Consider the following 14,661-nt stretch of genomic DNA (forward strand, 5'->3'; position numbering starts at 1 on the left):
CTGTACTTTTTACATCAAAGTTAGCTAATTAGCACTTATGCAATCAAATTACCTGTACTTTTTGCAGCTCTGCTTCCTTCAGGCTCGGCAGAATGGACGCCATCAAGCCAATTCCAGCGACACCGGTCAGCAGAATGAACAGCGCCATGGCCCCGGATGGCAGAAAACCGCCGATGATCATGTTCAGTCCGCTAAGCATAATGGCAACGCGGTTCGACATGCTGCTGAGCGCCATATAGGAGCTGCGGGCATGGTCGGGGACAAGCTGTACAAGCAGCGCTTGTTTTAAAGGCACATAGGTCAGCTCACCAATGGTGGCAACGAGCATTAGCAGCATAAGCATGATCGGTTGGCTGCCGAATACAAGATATGTATAGCCGGCTACGTTTAGAAACATGGCGAACAGCATCATCCTGGTGTCGGAATTTCCTTTGAGCAGTCGCCCAACAAAAAGGGAGAGCAGCACGACGGCCAGTGTATTCTCTGTGCGTAGAACGCCGACGAGAGGCAGACCGTCGATGGTTGCGGACATACTGGGAAACCAAGGCGTGTGATGGATATCTTGAGCGAGCCGGATGCCGATATATCCGTTTAAATTCATTTCTACGGACACGATGAGTACACTTGAGATGAGATAGATGAGGAATCTACGGTCGCTCAGCACCTCTTTATACCGATGATACATCGAGATACGTTTAGGACTTGTAGGTTGCGTTTTTTCCTCCATGCTATTTACCTCGGCTGGCATCGTTTCTGCCATGAAAAAAGCTGTCACCAATAGCGCAACAAGTGACATTCCGCTAGCAACGAACAAAAGCTCAAAGAGATAGTCGCTAAAGAAGAAACCGCCAATCATCCCCGCAACGGAAATAGCCAGGTTGTTGGACCAATAATTTATCCGATAGATGGCTTTACGGGTATCAGGTCCTGATACATCAATCAGCATGGCCTCTACAGCAGGTTTGCTAAGGCCCCAAGAGGCGGTACTGATCACTGTCATGATAAGCGTGAGTGTTGCGGAATGCCAGACCGGCGAATTAGCAAAGGTCATGATCGTATAAGCCAGAAGGGCAACGCCTTCCCCAATTAGCATCATTTTTTTGCGGCCGACCCGGTCTGCGTAATGACCGCCGATTGTGGCGCTGATTAGAGCCACGGCAATGGAGATTGTCGTCGCTGTGCCGGCGATTGTTGTGCCGAGTGTGCGTGCAAAATAAATCGACATAAATGGTATAACCATATTGCTGAGGATGTTGGTCAGAAAGCTTAGAGCAATGCGCAATCGCACATTAGGATGGAATTGAAAGAATGTCATGTGCCATCACCTGTTTCCTAGTATCGTCAATTTGTGTTCCCCCATCATAACAAATGACCATGAGTTAAAAAGTGTACAGAGCACTGGAAAACTTTCACCTTTTATCCCTCCTGCAGGCTGTTGACGAAATGGCAGGGCGCAACTATACTCTTTGGTAATTCGTGTAAAAGGAGGGGACTTTCATGCAGCTTGCCTTACAATATGCGCAGTTGAAAACATCAATAACGCGTGTTTTACAGATCCCCCACACGTATATGGACGTGCCTGTCTCCGTTGAAGAAATTGCCGGTTACTTGTATTGTACGGAGCGCAATGTAAAAATTTTGATCCGCAAAATGAGCGAAATGGGTTGGATTGTCTGGACGCCGGGACGAGGCCGTGGACACCGCTCGATGATTCGATTTCTGGTCGCAGCGGAAGATGTGCTGATGGCGGAAGCGAAGATTCATGTTGAACAAGGAAATTTGAACCATGCAATGAGTTTGTTTCAAATGGATGGATTGGACGGGAGCGTCATGGATCGGTTCCTGGCCTGGCTCGGCAGTTATTTCGGATACAGAGGCAATTGTGATTCCGGAAATCCTGAAACGCTGAGGCTGCCGATGCAGATTCGTGTGCTGACGCTTGATCCTGTCGACGTGCTGTTCTCGCGGGATCTGCATTTCGTGAAGCAGGCCTTTGATACGCTGCTCTATTTCAATCCGCTTTGCGGCAGCCTGGAGCCTGGCTTGGCTCATGAGTGGGAATGCAATGGGGATGCGACTGTATGGACTTTCTACTTGCGGAAAAGGGTGAGATTCCATCATGGCCGGGAGCTGACGGCGGACGATGTTGTGTTTTCATTCAATCGGTTGCGCACGCTGGGCACAGAGGATTCGCCGAATCGTTGGCTGTTGAAATCCGTCAAGGATGTTCGTGCCGTCGACAGGCTGACGGTTCGCATGGAGCTTGCTGCGCCGAATTATATGCTGCCGCATTATGTTAGTTCCTACCAGGCAGCGATTGTCCCTGCTGATGTTTACAGTGCAACTAAGGTAGCGGATGCCAGCATGCTTCCCGTTGGAACGGGTCCTTTCCGGATTACGAGGCATGATGCGGGTGGTGTGACGTTAGAAGCCTTCGAGGAATACTACAAGGAAGGCGCCCATTTGGATCGCATCGAGCTGCTCTATGTACCTGATAACGTTAGCGATCGAAGATGGCAGCAGTTGAACTTCCAAATGGGGAAGCTTAACCATTATAAACAGCCTGCCCCTGCACACTGGTGTAAAAAAGAAGTGATGATGCTCGGGTCTAGCACGGTTGTGTTTAATCTTCGCAAAAATGGGCCACAGCAAGTCCTTGAATTCCGTCAAGCTATACAGCTTATTCTGAATCGCTGTGGGTTAATTAAGGAATTAGGCCTTTATCATGCAAGGCCAGCTGCCGATTTCTTGCCATCGGATTCGCCGGGGAAAGGACCTGAGGATCACCAGCCGGAGCGGGCGAGGGAGCTGCTTAGAGAATGCGGTTATGGTGGCGAACCCATTACCATGACATTTACGCTCAAGAATCAGCCTCAAGCCGAATGGATTCATGCTCGCTGTCAGGAAGTGGGTATTCCCGTTATCCTGAAGTTATATACTTTTGAACAAATGACAAAGGTGCCGCTGCTGTTAGAGGCCGATGTTATCATAGGCGGAGTTGTTGCGGATGATGATGAGGCACGCTGCTTGATTGAGATGTATAAAGTGGGTAATTTAGCGGTTCGAGTCTGTGCAACGGATGAGCAGCGACGAATATTTGATGAGACTATTGCGGCTATCGAAAATGAGCCCGACAGACAGGTGCGGCTGCAACGAATCCGTGGGATGCAAGATTTAGTGTCGGAAAATTACGCCGTCTTATTCCTTTTGCATACGACGCAGCAATTGGTTTACAGTCCTCATTTACAAGGCATAACATTCAATACGCTGGGGTGGTTTGACTTCAAAAACATTTGGTACCACCCGGGGCCGGTGGAAGAATAAATGAGATAGGATGCAAAGCCGCTTGGGAGATGCTCTCAGGCGTTTTTTTGCGTAAATAAGGATATTCATGGTAGGTTTGGTTTTTCGGAGGATAAGTTGGATAACATATGATATAATGAACGAGGTTTGTCGTACCTTGACGCTAAAATGGGTAAAATACATATAACATTGTGGTTTTTTAGGAGGAAATTATGGGGAAGTTATTTATTTGTGATCATCCGTTAATTCAGCATAAGCTGACCTTTATTCGGGATGAGAATACGAAAACAAAAGATTTTCGGGAGCTCGTAGACGAAGTAGCGACTTTGATGGCTTACGAGATCACGAGAGATATTCCACTTGAGCATGTACAGGTGAAAACGCCTGTAACAACGGCAGATTGCCGCATTATTTCCGGCAGAATGCTGGGACTTATTCCTATTTTGCGCGCAGGATTAGGAATGGTTGACGGTGTGCTTAAACTGATCCCAGCTGCAAAAGTAGGACATGTTGGTTTATACCGTGATCCCGACACGCTGCAGCCTGTCGAATATTATGTGAAGCTGCCGACGGATGTCTTAGAGCGGGAGCTCATTGTGATCGACCCGATGCTCGCAACAGGCGGTTCAGCAAATGCAGCGATTGAAGTATTGAAACGCAGAGGCTGTACACAAATGAAGCTGATGTGTTTAATTGCTGCACCGGAAGGAATTAAAGCGGTTCAACAAGAGCATCCGGATGTTGATATTTACGTGGCGGCCGTGGATGACTACTTGAACGATCATGGCTATATCGTACCTGGCTTGGGAGATGCGGGAGATCGTCTGTTCGGCACGAAATAATAGACTTATGACGATGGGGGAGAAGAACCAATGAAACGTTTGAAAGTCATTACGATCTTCGGTACTAGACCTGAAGCGATTAAAATGGCTCCGCTGATTAAGGAGCTGGAGAAGCATCCAGAACATATCGAATCTCTCGTTTGCGTAACGGCTCAGCATCGCCAGATGTTGGATCAGGTGCTTGATATTTTCAAAATCACACCGGATTATGACCTTAACGTTATGAAGGATCGCCAGACGCTGAATGAAATTACCATGCGCGTGCTGCAAGGCTTGGAGCCGGTCTTCCAAGAGGCGAAGCCGGATCTGATTCTTGTGCACGGCGATACGCTGACAACCTTCCTTGCGAGCTATGCGGCATTTATGCAGCAAATCCAGGTTGGACATGTCGAAGCGGGTCTTCGCACGTGGAACAAAATGTCGCCATATCCAGAAGAAATGAACCGTCAGTTGACGGGCGTTTTGGCGGATCTGCATTTTGCACCAACTCAGCAATCGGCTGATAATCTGCGCAAAGAGAATAAATCGGAATCTCAAATCTATGTAACAGGGAATACCGTTACGGATGTCTTTCAATATACCGTACAGGAATCCTTCGAACACCCAGTTTTGGAGTGGGCGGCAGGCCGCAGGCTGATCTTGATGACAGCCCATCGCCGGGAAGCGCAAGGTGAACCGCACCGCCAAATTTTCCGTGCTGTGAAGCGTATCGCTGATGAGTTTGAAGATATCGCGATCGTATATCCAGTGCATCCGAGTCCGGCTGTCAAAGAGCCAGCGCACGAAATTCTAGGCAACCACCCGCGCATTAAGCTGGTAGAACCATTTGATGCCAGTGAGTTCCATAACTTCTATCCGAAGACACATATGATTCTGACAGACTCCGGCGGCCTTCAGGAAGAAGCGCCATCCTTTGGAGTGCCGGTACTTGTGCTCCGTGATACGACAGAGCGTCCGGAAGGTATCCAAGCGGGCACATTGGAGCTGGTTGGAACAGACGAGGAGAAGGTCTATGAGCGTGCTCGCGCGCTGCTGACAGATCCAGTTTTATACAACAAAATGAGCCAAGCAGCCAACCCTTACGGGGATGGCAAAGCATCCCAAAGAATCGTTCAAGCGATTCTACATCACTTTGGCAAGGTTTCGGAGCGTCCTGAAACATTCTAACCGTGACAAAATCATGACAAACGCTACAGCGTACAGTTCGACTGTTTGGTTTGGAAACTCGCAAACCTTAGAGCCGCAAGGCTCTAAGGGCTTTCGGGCTGCGAGGACTGTTAAGTTTCGTCAATTGACAAACCTCGCACTGCTTCGATACAATAAATGAGGATTCGTAGCACTATGTCTACGAAACAGGTTTTCCACAGCGGAAAGCCTTCAGGAGGGATGCGATGAAACGGCAAAATCCCAATGATAATCCGTGGCGGGCAGTAGCGTTAACTAGTGCGATCGGCATTGACCTTGTAGTTTGTTTAGGAGCCGGATACTTGTTCGGCGATTGGCTAACACGCGTACTAGGGGGACAATTCTGGTTGTTAGGCGGATTTTTGCTAGGGCTTGTAACCGGAATCATTAGCATTTACTTCATGATAAAGCGGTACGGAGGGCTATGATGGATGAATTTTCAGCCACTCTGAAAACGGTTCAAAATGTGTTTCTTTTCTTTTTATCCTTTTGTTTGGCTGCATGGGCGCTTCTTGTCGATTACCGGGTTTACTTTGCCGGCATTATGCTTGGATCTATGGCGAGCATGATCAATGCAAGGTTTCTGGCCTGGAAAATTAACAAGTTGGCAGCAGCTGCGATAGAGCAGAAAGGGCGCAAGGTGACCCTAGGTTTTCTGACAAGAGCAGCAATTGCTGGCTTCGCAGGTTTGGTTGCCGTTCGGTATCCGGAACATGTCGCTTTAACCACGACGATTGTTGGATACTTTTTTGCTCAATTGGCAACACTCGTACTGGGTATTCTTTCTATTAGGAAGTCTAAGAAGTAATTCCATTCGATGAAAGGGGTGAAAATGGGAAATATGGAACATAAGGTACCAGAATTTGAGTGGTTAGGTATTCACTTCGACGCATCAGCTCTTATGATGATCGGAATTACCACCATTATCGTGCTTATTCTTGCAATCGCAGGGGCTAGCCGTGCATCCGTAACGAATCCTTCAAAAATTCAAAACTTCATGGAATGGACGATTGAGTTTGTAGAAGGCATCATTGGAAGTACGATCGGTTCTAAGCATGGCAAAGGTTTTATCGCGCTTGGTCTTACGCTCATTATGTACATCTTTATCGGCAACATGCTCGGCCTTCCTTTTTCGATCGTGACGGAAGATCATGTGTCGTGGTGGAAATCACCGACGGCTGATATCGCTGTAACAGGAGCACTGACGGTTATCGTTATCGTACTAAGTCACTACTTAGGCATAACACGTAACACGAAGCATTACTTCGCGCATTACTTTGAGTACAAAGGGGCAATGTTGATCCTTCATTTGATTGAAGTTGTATCAAAGCCGCTTACGCTCGCTTTCCGTCTTTACGGTAACATTTATGCAGGTGAAATTATGATATCTGTCATCATCGGAGCTGGTTGGTTTGGAATTGCGCCTCTCTTCGTATGGCAGGGCTTCAGTGTGTTCGTAGGTGCTATTCAAGCCTTCGTATTTACAATGCTGACAATGGTTTACATCTCACAAACGTTAATCCATGAAGAACATTAAGAGTAAGACTTACCTCGGGTAGTCTCGAGTCACTTATACACAAAACAAACCTAAGAGTTTAAGGGAGGATTTTATCAATGGGAGCAATAGCATTAGTAGCAGCAGGTATCGTATTCGGTTTAGGAGCACTAGGTGCAGGTATTGGTAACGGTTTGATCGTAGGTCGCGCTTTGGAAGGTATTTCCCGTCAACCAGAACTACGTGGTACGCTTCAAACAACTATGTTCATCGGGGTAGGTCTAGTAGAGGCAATGCCGGTCGTTGCATTGGTACTTGCGTTCATCTTTATGGGGAAAGCTTAAGAAACCGTTTGGCGGGGATGGCCGTAGTCGCCACCACGCCTTCGTTTTGCCCACGTTATCAGAAGGGAGTGACGTTACTTGCATATTGAATGGTCCACATTTTGGATTCAACTTATCGCGTTCTTAATTTTATACGTGCTACTTTCCAAGTTTGCGTTCGGCCCTTTGTTCGGCATGATGGAGAAACGCAGACAGTTAGTTAAAGATCAAATTCAAACAGCTGAAGCGAGCCGCAAGCAAGCTGATCAACTGTTAGAGGAACAAAAACAAGCACTGCAACAAATGCGTAAGGAAGCTCACGATATCATTGAGCAAGCGAAACAAACAGGTTCCAAACAAGCTGATGATATTGTTCGTGCAGCTGGAGCAGAAGCAGCTCGTCTGAAAGATGAAGCTTTGAAAGATATCGAGAACGAGAAGAACAAAGCGGTTGCCGCTCTTCGCAGCCAAGTTGGCGCGATGTCTGTTCTGATTGCCTCCAAAATTATTGAAAAGCAAATCGACGAAAAGTCACAAGAGCAATTGGTTGAGCATTACCTCAAAGAGGTAGGAGGCAACGTATGAGTGACATCGTCGTAGCGAAGCGTTATGCCAGAGCTCTTTTTGAAGTAGCCAATGATAAGGGGATTATTTCCCAAGTCGAAGAAGAGCTGAAATCTGTAGCTAGTGCGATTAGGGACAATGCAGACTTGCAGAAGTTCCTGAACCATCCGAACATCGGGAACACCGTCAAAACGGACCTGCTGAAGCAGATTTTTGAAGGCAAAGTTTCCGAACCGGTGTGGAACACGCTGCTGGTCTTAATTGATAAAGGAAGACAAGCAATTTTTTCCGTTCTTGTGAGCGATTATGTGAAGATTGCGAATGAAGCGCTTGGACAAGCGAGTGCAACGATTTATTCCGCTTTTACGCTGACAGAAGCTCAACAAGCGGAAATTGCATCACATTTCAGCAAAGTTACGGGAAAAACAATCCGTGTTGCGACTGTTGTTGAGCCTAAGCTGCTCGGCGGCATCCAAGTGCGCATTGGTGACCGTTTATATGATGGAAGTTTGGCAGGCAAGCTAGACCGCCTATCCAAAGCTTTGGTTTAATAACAAGCACTGTAAGAATAGGGGTGACGTTCGTTGAGTATCAAACCTGAAGAAATCAGCTCATTGATTAAACAACAGATTGAAAACTATAAATCCGATATGCAAGTGGTTGATGTTGGTACAGTCATTCAAGTAGGGGACGGTATCGCTCGTGCTCATGGTTTGGAAAACGTAATGGCAGGCGAACTGCTTGAGTTTTCAAATGGCGTTCTGGGCTACGCGTTTAACCTTGAAGAAAGCAACGTAGGTATCGTTATTCTCGGACCTTACAAAGATATCCGTGAAGGCGATCCAGTAAAACGTACAGGTCGTATTATGGAGGTTCCTGTAGGGGAAGCTTTGCTCGGCCGTGTCGTTAACTCCTTGGGTCAACCAGTCGATGGTCAAGGACCTATTGCTACAACTGAATTCCGCCCTGTTGAGAACATGGCTCCAGGCGTTATGGCTCGTAAATCCGTTCATGAGCCAATGCAAACAGGTATCAAAGCGATTGACGCGATGGTTCCAATCGGTCGTGGTCAACGTGAGTTGATCATTGGTGACCGTCAAACAGGTAAAACAGCGATTGCGATCGACGCAATCCTGAACCAAAAAGGCAACGGCGTTAAATGTATCTACGTTGCTATCGGTCAAAAACAATCCACAGTCGTAGGCGTTGTTGAAAAACTTCGTGCTGCTGGCGCTTTGGAATACACAATCGTTGTAACAGCATCTGCTTCCGAGCCTTCACCAATGCTTTGGTTGGCTCCATACTCAGGCTGCGCAATGGGTGAGTACTTCATGTACAAAGGCGAGCACGTATTGATCGTATACGATGACTTGTCCAAACAAGCGGCTGCATACCGTGAGTTGTCCCTCTTGCTACGTCGTCCACCAGGTCGCGAAGCATACCCAGGTGACGTATTCTACTTGCACTCCCGTTTGCTGGAGCGCGCTGCGAAATTGAACGATGATCTTGGTGGCGGTTCGATTACGGCACTTCCATTCATCGAGACACAAGCGGGCGATATCTCCGCATACATTCCTACGAACGTAATTTCCATTACGGACGGTCAAATCTTCCTTGAGTCCGACCTGTTCTACTCCGGTCAGCGTCCAGCGGTTAACGTTGGTAACTCTGTATCCCGTGTAGGGGGTTCCGCTCAAACGAAGGCAATGAAAAAAGTTGCCGGTACACTGCGTGTAGACTTGGCGCAATACCGTGAGCTTGCTGCCTTCGCAGCGTTCGGTTCCGACCTTGACAGAGCGACGAAAGCTCGTCTGGATCGTGGGGTTCGTACACTTGAAATCTTGAAGCAAGGCGTGCATCAGCCGCTTTCGCTTGCAAAACAAGTTTGCTCGCTGTACACCGTTGTTAAAGGTCACTTGGATGACATTCCAGTACAAGACGTAACTCGTTTCGAGCAGCAGTTCTTGGCTTACCTGGAATCCAACCGTCCGGAAATCTTGAACAGCATTAATGATACGAAAGACATTACTGCGGATAACGACAAAGCGTTGGTTGATTCCATCAACACGTTCAAAAAGAGCTTCGCAGTTTCTGAATAAAATTTGAATACCTGCGCTTTTCTTCGTGAAAAGCCAGGTACTCCGTTTATGCCTGAGATTAGGTGCATGCTGCCTGAGATCAGGCCTTCGAATGAAGGCTTTCCAAAGCCTCAAAAGAGAGGTGACAGGTATGGCAAAAGGAATGCGCGAGATTAAGCGCCAAATCAAATCGACACAAAACACGAAGCAAATTACGCGTGCGATGGAGATGGTTGCAGCTGCGAACTTGCGTCGAGCTCAGCAAGCTGCGGAAGCGGCTCGTCCTTATTCGGATAAGCTGAAAGAAGTAGTAGCTAGCATCGCTGCGGGCTCCAAAGGTGTGAAACATCCAATGCTGCAAACGCGCGAAGTGAAGAAAACCGCGTACTTGGTTATCACTTCGGATCGTGGTTTGGCTGGAGGTTACAACGCGAACGTATTGCGGAAAGCGATGACGGAGATTCGCGAAAGACATCAATCCCCGTCGGAATATGCTGTTTTCGTAATCGGACGTAAAGGTAGCAACTTCTTCAAAAAACGTAATGTTGAGATCGTTCAAGAAGTTACAGGACTTCCGGATTCTCCGAAGTTCTCGGATATTAAATCGATTGCGGCTTCTGCTGTTTCCAATTTTGAGAAGGGCGCGTACGACCAATTGTTCTTGGTGTACAACAAATTCCAAAATGCAATCAGTCAGATACCAACCATGGTTCGCTTGCTTCCTATGGAGGAAGTAAAAGGCGCGTCAACGGCTAGCTACGAGTATGAGCCGTCTGCGGAAGGCGTTCTAGAAGTGCTGCTGCCTAAATATGCAGAAACAATTATTTACAGCGCAGTATTGGAAGGTAAAGCAAGTGAGTTCGGCGCGAGAATGACGGCGATGAACTCCGCAACGAAAAATGCAACGAAGATGATCAGCAGCTACACATTAGCATACAACCGTGCACGTCAAGCTGCCATTACGCAAGAAATTGCGGAAATCGTCAGCGGCGCGAACGCGAACGCTTAATTGATAAAACGCCTCGCTTAGAGGCGAAGCTTTTCTTAGGAGGGAAACCATGAGCAAAGGGCGCGTTGTGAATATTACAGGGCCTGTCGTCGACATTGAGTTCGGACGCGGACAACTCCCTGAAATTCTGAATGCAATCAAGATTGAAAAAACGGAAGCCGGTCAAACGGTTACGATTACGGTTGAAGCGGCGGTTCACCTCGGTGACAACCTCGTTCGTTGCGTAGCGATGTCTTCCACGGACGGACTTGTACGTGGCGCTGAAGCTACAGACACAGGAGTTCCAATCACAGTACCTGTAGGTGCTGCAACACTAGGTCGCGTATTCAACGTAGTTGGAGATCCTATCGATGGTATCGAAAACGTTGATCGCACGTTGACTAGTCCAATTCATAAAGAAGCTCCTGCATTCGAGAACTTGTCCACGAAATCGGAAGTTCTTGAAACAGGAATTAAAGTTATTGACCTTATGGCTCCTTACGCAAAAGGTGGTAAAATCGGTCTCTTCGGTGGTGCGGGTGTAGGTAAAACCGTAACGATGCAAGAGTTGATTCACAACATTGCCCAAGAGCACGGTGGTATCTCCGTTTTCGCAGGCGTTGGTGAGCGTACTCGTGAAGGTAATGACCTTTACCACGAGATGAAAGACTCCGGCGTTATCGAGAAAACAGCGATGGTATTCGGTCAAATGAACGAGCCTCCTGGCGCGCGTCTTCGCGTAGCTTTGACAGGTTTGACAATGGCTGAGTATTTCCGTGATGTTGAAGGCAGAGACGTTCTTCTGTTCGTAGATAACATCTTCCGTTTCACACAAGCAGGTTCCGAGGTTTCGGCTTTGCTTGGACGTATGCCATCTGCGGTAGGTTACCAACCAACTTTGGCTACAGAAATGGGTCAATTGCAAGAGCGTATTACATCCACGAAAAAAGGTTCCGTAACGTCGATTCAAGCGATTTACGTTCCTGCGGATGACTATACGGATCCAGCTCCAGCTACAGCGTTCGCTCACTTAGATGCGACAACGAACTTGGAGCGTAGTATCGCAGCTGCGGGTATTTTCCCGGCGGTAGATCCACTTGCTTCCTCTTCCCGTATCTTGACGCCAGAAATTCTTGGCGAAGAGCACTATAAAGTAGCACAAGGTGTTAAACAAGTTCTTCAACGTTACAAAGAGCTTCTGGATATCATCGCGATCTTGGGTATGGATGAGTTGTCCGATGAGGATAAACTAGTCGTTACTCGTGCGCGTCGTCTCCGTCTGTTCTTGTCTCAGCCTCTTCACGTTGCTGAGCCGTTCAACGGTTTCCCAGGCTTGTATGTTCCATTGAAAGAAACTGTGCGCAGCTTCAAAGAAGTTCTTGAAGGTAAGCACGACAACCTTCCTGAAGTAGCGTTCCACAACGTAGGTACGATTGAGGACGCAATCGAGAAAGCGAAAACGCTGTAAGGTTACCTTTGGTAAACTTCGCGTTAGCTGAGGAAGGAGAATCCAAGTGAGTACATTCCTACTTGAAATTGTTACTCCTGAGCGCAAAGTGTACACTGAACAAGTGAACATGTTAGTCGCAAAGGGTGTCGAAGGGGAGCTTGGAATTCTGCCGAACCACATTCCACTCGTGACTCCATTGAAAATCAGCTCGATTACTGTGAAGAAGCAGGGCTCCAAAGACGAGATCATCGCAGTGAACGGCGGATTTATGGAAGTGCGCAAGGACAAAGTGGTCATACTGGCGGAAAGCGCCGAGCTGCCAGAACAAATCGATGTGGATCGTGCGAGAGCAGCGAAAGAACGTGCGGAGAAACGTCTTGCGGAATCAAAGCAAGATAACGTTGATTTCAAACGTGCGGAAGCCTCTTTGCAAAGAGCATTGAACCGGATCAGCGTGTCCGGCAAATAATAGATCAAAGAAGCGATGGGACTTAGGTTCCGTCGCTTTTTTCTTATAAACGGATTATTCTTGAAAGTTATGGAAATTCTACTCACTAAACTATGTAAAAAAGAGGGCTTGGAATTAGTCATCGACTCCCCTGTGCTCTTTTGGTATAATATTGAAGGTGATTATTACCAATTTGAATCAATGATTTGAGAAAGTAAATAAGAATGGAGGCGGTTACATTCAGATGATGTATACAAATAACTATGTAATCGTAGCGATTTTTCTTGGGTTAGGTATTTTCCTCCCGGTGGCAGCGCTTACGATAGGCAAATGGTTAAGACCGAGCAAACCCGTTGTGGAGAAGTATACGACGTATGAGAGTGGGAACGAGCCTGTTGGTGAAGGGCAAATCCGGTTTAACATTCGATATTATTTGTTTGCTTTGATGTTTGTCATCTTTGATGTAGAGACCGTGTTCCTGTATCCTTGGGCTGTTGCTTTTAATCAGCTAGGACTTTTTGCTTTAGTAGAAATGTGCATTTTTGTAGCCTTGCTAGCCATAGGATTAATATACGCTTGGAAGAAGAAGGTGCTGCAATGGACTTCAGTCTAGAGTCGATCTCCCCAGAAGAACGCGAAGAGTTAAACCGCAACGTATTTATGACAACACTGGAGCAGGTGAAAGCTTGGGCTCGCAGTAATTCACTTTGGCCTTTAACGTTTGGTCTTGCTTGCTGTGCTATCGAAATGATGGGTACGGGCGGATCGCATTATGATTTAGACCGTTTTGGAGTCATCTTCCGTACGTCCCCTAGGCAATCCGATGTCATGATTGTGGCAGGGACAGTTACGAAGAAAATGGCTCCTTTGCTGCGCCGTCTTTATGAGCAAATGCCGGAGCCGAAATGGGTTATCGCTATGGGCTCTTGCGCGACTGCTGGCGGACCGTACGTTAAATCGTACTCCGTTGTCAAAGGTGTAGATCAGATCGTACCGGTTGATGTGTACATACCGGGTTGTCCGCCGAACCCGGCGGCACTTATCTATGGGATCAACAAGCTTCAGGAGAAGATTCGCTATGAGGCGAAGACCGGTAAGCAGGTGATTAACCGATGAGTGAGGATAAGAAGCCCGAGGAGAAGGTCGAGGTCGGGCAGACAGCCCCTACGGAAGAGACCAAGGCTGAAGGAATTACAGAGCAGTCGACGCCTGCATCTGAGGCGAAACCGGCGAGCGAACCGCCCGCGGCTGAAGCGGCGGAGAAGACCGCCGAAGAGAAGGCCGCGGAGCGCGCCGCGGCGAGAGCCGCCCGCCTAGCGGCGAAGGCGACGGCCGCTGAGCCGACGGGCGAGCCCGCGTCGGCGGCAGCACCACCATCCCCTGCAGCTGCAGGGGATGACGAGAAGGCGGCCAAAGCGCAGGCCGCCGCAGAAGCACGCGCAGCGCGAGCTAGCGCGCGCGGAGCGAAAACCGATGCGGCGGAGCCTGCCGCGCCGAAAGAGCCTTCGCCGAACCAGCCGCTGCTGGACCGGCTGGTTGCGATCTTGAAAGAAAGCGCCGGCGAAGAAGCCGTCGTCGATAGCTTCATTAACGAAAGGGACGATCACCGTCCTTACGTTGTTATTCATAGCTCCCGCTGGCCGGAGGCTGCGCTGACGCTGCGGGACCACGAAGAGCTGCGCTGCGACTACTTGCGCAATCTCTCCGGTGTGGATCAAGAGACGCATCTGGAAGTGGCGTATCATCTGCTTTCCCTCACGCACAAGCGCGAGTATTGTGTGAAAGTGAAAACAGACCGGGATCAGCCAAGCATCCCATCTGTCGCTCCGGTGTGGCCAACCGCGAATTGGAATGAGCGGGAAGTGTATGACCTGCTGGGAATTGACTTCCCTGGACATCCCAACCTGGTAAGAATCATGATGCCTGACGATTGGGTCGGCCATCCACTGCGCAAAGATTACGAACCGCTTGACCCGGAGGTGTAG

Annotated in this window: 17 protein-coding genes; 16 read left to right on the top strand and 1 reads right to left on the bottom strand. The window is 48.3% G+C overall.

Going from position 1 to position 14,661, the window contains the following annotated elements; translation table 11 throughout:
- Positions 1–43: 43 nt before the first annotated feature.
- Positions 44–1,315 (bottom strand): MFS transporter, encoded by a 1,272-nt coding sequence (locus tag RQP52_RS31605; protein ID WP_315955532.1) that lies wholly within the window; start codon positions 1,313–1,315, stop codon positions 44–46.
- A 182-nt stretch (positions 1,316–1,497) separates the two neighbouring features.
- Between RQP52_RS31605 and RQP52_RS31610 the strand changes: the two genes are divergently transcribed.
- The 16 genes from RQP52_RS31610 to RQP52_RS31685 all read left to right on the top strand — a co-directional run bounded on the left by RQP52_RS31610 (position 1,498) and on the right by RQP52_RS31685 (position 14,661).
- Entirely contained in the window at positions 1,498–3,324 is a 1,827-nt protein-coding gene (locus RQP52_RS31610; protein ID WP_315955533.1) for an ABC transporter substrate-binding protein, read from the top strand.
- A 191-nt stretch (positions 3,325–3,515) separates the two neighbouring features.
- Positions 3,516–4,145 carry a uracil phosphoribosyltransferase gene (upp, locus tag RQP52_RS31615; RefSeq protein WP_127453437.1) on the top strand — a complete coding sequence of 210 codons (630 nt, stop codon included), beginning with the start codon at positions 3,516–3,518 and terminating at the stop codon, positions 4,143–4,145.
- 30 nt (positions 4,146–4,175) lie between these two features.
- Positions 4,176–5,312: a non-hydrolyzing UDP-N-acetylglucosamine 2-epimerase gene (wecB, locus tag RQP52_RS31620; protein WP_127453435.1), complete on the top strand. Its 1,137-nt coding sequence runs from the start codon at positions 4,176–4,178 to the stop codon at positions 5,310–5,312.
- A gap of 224 nt (positions 5,313–5,536) precedes the next feature.
- Positions 5,537–5,758, top strand: coding sequence for an AtpZ/AtpI family protein (locus tag RQP52_RS31625; RefSeq protein WP_127453433.1), 222 nt, complete (start codon positions 5,537–5,539; stop codon positions 5,756–5,758).
- The gene (locus RQP52_RS31630; protein ID WP_127453431.1) at positions 5,758–6,138 is read left to right on the top strand and encodes an ATP synthase subunit I; all 381 of its coding nucleotides are present in this window, start codon (positions 5,758–5,760) and stop codon (positions 6,136–6,138) included. The genes RQP52_RS31625 and RQP52_RS31630 overlap by 1 nt, the downstream gene beginning before the upstream one ends.
- A 33-nt stretch (positions 6,139–6,171) precedes the next feature.
- Complete coding sequence (atpB, locus tag RQP52_RS31635; protein WP_157318598.1) at positions 6,172–6,867, top strand: F0F1 ATP synthase subunit A; 696 nt, start codon at positions 6,172–6,174, stop codon at positions 6,865–6,867.
- Positions 6,868–6,944: 77 nt separating this feature from the next.
- Positions 6,945–7,169, top strand: coding sequence for a F0F1 ATP synthase subunit C (gene atpE, locus RQP52_RS31640; protein ID WP_028556930.1), 225 nt, complete (start codon positions 6,945–6,947; stop codon positions 7,167–7,169).
- A 78-nt stretch (positions 7,170–7,247) separates the two neighbouring features.
- Entirely contained in the window at positions 7,248–7,733 is a 486-nt protein-coding gene (gene atpF / locus RQP52_RS31645) for a F0F1 ATP synthase subunit B (RefSeq protein WP_127453427.1), read from the top strand.
- The gene (locus tag RQP52_RS31650) at positions 7,730–8,263 is read left to right on the top strand and encodes a F0F1 ATP synthase subunit delta (RefSeq protein WP_315955534.1); all 534 of its coding nucleotides are present in this window, start codon (positions 7,730–7,732) and stop codon (positions 8,261–8,263) included. The genes atpF and RQP52_RS31650 overlap by 4 nt, the downstream gene beginning before the upstream one ends.
- Before the next feature lie 33 nt (positions 8,264–8,296).
- On the top strand, positions 8,297–9,811 hold the full coding sequence (atpA, locus tag RQP52_RS31655; protein WP_315955535.1) for a F0F1 ATP synthase subunit alpha: 1,515 nt from the start codon (positions 8,297–8,299) through the stop codon (positions 9,809–9,811).
- Positions 9,812–9,941: 130 nt separating this feature from the next.
- Complete coding sequence (gene atpG, locus RQP52_RS31660) at positions 9,942–10,799, top strand: ATP synthase F1 subunit gamma (protein WP_315955536.1); 858 nt, start codon at positions 9,942–9,944, stop codon at positions 10,797–10,799.
- A gap of 49 nt (positions 10,800–10,848) precedes the next feature.
- Entirely contained in the window at positions 10,849–12,246 is a 1,398-nt protein-coding gene (gene atpD, locus RQP52_RS31665) for a F0F1 ATP synthase subunit beta (protein WP_127453420.1), read from the top strand.
- A 46-nt stretch (positions 12,247–12,292) separates the two neighbouring features.
- The gene (locus RQP52_RS31670) at positions 12,293–12,697 is read left to right on the top strand and encodes a F0F1 ATP synthase subunit epsilon (protein WP_315955537.1); all 405 of its coding nucleotides are present in this window, start codon (positions 12,293–12,295) and stop codon (positions 12,695–12,697) included.
- A 226-nt stretch (positions 12,698–12,923) separates the two neighbouring features.
- Positions 12,924–13,289, top strand: a complete 366-nt coding sequence (locus RQP52_RS31675; RefSeq protein ID WP_127453506.1) for an NADH-quinone oxidoreductase subunit A — start codon at positions 12,924–12,926, stop codon at positions 13,287–13,289.
- A complete protein-coding gene (locus RQP52_RS31680; protein WP_127453417.1) occupies positions 13,274–13,792 on the top strand; it encodes a NuoB/complex I 20 kDa subunit family protein in 519 nt (172 codons plus the stop codon). The genes RQP52_RS31675 and RQP52_RS31680 overlap by 16 nt, the downstream gene beginning before the upstream one ends.
- A gap of 428 nt (positions 13,793–14,220) precedes the next feature.
- Positions 14,221–14,661 carry an NADH-quinone oxidoreductase subunit C gene (locus RQP52_RS31685; RefSeq protein WP_315955538.1) on the top strand — a complete coding sequence of 147 codons (441 nt, stop codon included), beginning with the start codon at positions 14,221–14,223 and terminating at the stop codon, positions 14,659–14,661.

Origin of the sequence: Paenibacillus violae, assembly GCF_032461945.1 — a bacterium.
Classification (GTDB): domain Bacteria; phylum Bacillota; class Bacilli; order Paenibacillales; family NBRC-103111; genus Paenibacillus_E; species Paenibacillus_E violae.

What these genes read in the sequence shown, in the direction of transcription:
- RQP52_RS31605 (WP_315955532.1), bottom strand. Translation starts at nt 1,315, where the DNA reads ATGACATTCTTTCAATTCCATCCTAATGTGCGATTGCGCATTGCTCTA.
- RQP52_RS31610 (WP_315955533.1), top strand. Translation starts at nt 1,498, where the DNA reads ATGCAGCTTGCCTTACAATATGCGCAGTTGAAAACATCAATAACGCGT.
- upp (WP_127453437.1), top strand. Translation starts at nt 3,516, where the DNA reads ATGGGGAAGTTATTTATTTGTGATCATCCGTTAATTCAGCATAAGCTG.
- wecB (WP_127453435.1), top strand. Translation starts at nt 4,176, where the DNA reads ATGAAACGTTTGAAAGTCATTACGATCTTCGGTACTAGACCTGAAGCG.
- RQP52_RS31625 (WP_127453433.1), top strand. Translation starts at nt 5,537, where the DNA reads ATGAAACGGCAAAATCCCAATGATAATCCGTGGCGGGCAGTAGCGTTA.
- RQP52_RS31630 (WP_127453431.1), top strand. Translation starts at nt 5,758, where the DNA reads ATGGATGAATTTTCAGCCACTCTGAAAACGGTTCAAAATGTGTTTCTT.
- atpB (WP_157318598.1), top strand. Translation starts at nt 6,172, where the DNA reads ATGGAACATAAGGTACCAGAATTTGAGTGGTTAGGTATTCACTTCGAC.
- atpE (WP_028556930.1), top strand. Translation starts at nt 6,945, where the DNA reads ATGGGAGCAATAGCATTAGTAGCAGCAGGTATCGTATTCGGTTTAGGA.
- RQP52_RS31650 (WP_315955534.1), top strand. Translation starts at nt 7,730, where the DNA reads ATGAGTGACATCGTCGTAGCGAAGCGTTATGCCAGAGCTCTTTTTGAA.
- atpG (WP_315955536.1), top strand. Translation starts at nt 9,942, where the DNA reads ATGGCAAAAGGAATGCGCGAGATTAAGCGCCAAATCAAATCGACACAA.
- atpD (WP_127453420.1), top strand. Translation starts at nt 10,849, where the DNA reads ATGAGCAAAGGGCGCGTTGTGAATATTACAGGGCCTGTCGTCGACATT.
- RQP52_RS31675 (WP_127453506.1), top strand. Translation starts at nt 12,924, where the DNA reads ATGTATACAAATAACTATGTAATCGTAGCGATTTTTCTTGGGTTAGGT.
- RQP52_RS31680 (WP_127453417.1), top strand. Translation starts at nt 13,274, where the DNA reads ATGGACTTCAGTCTAGAGTCGATCTCCCCAGAAGAACGCGAAGAGTTA.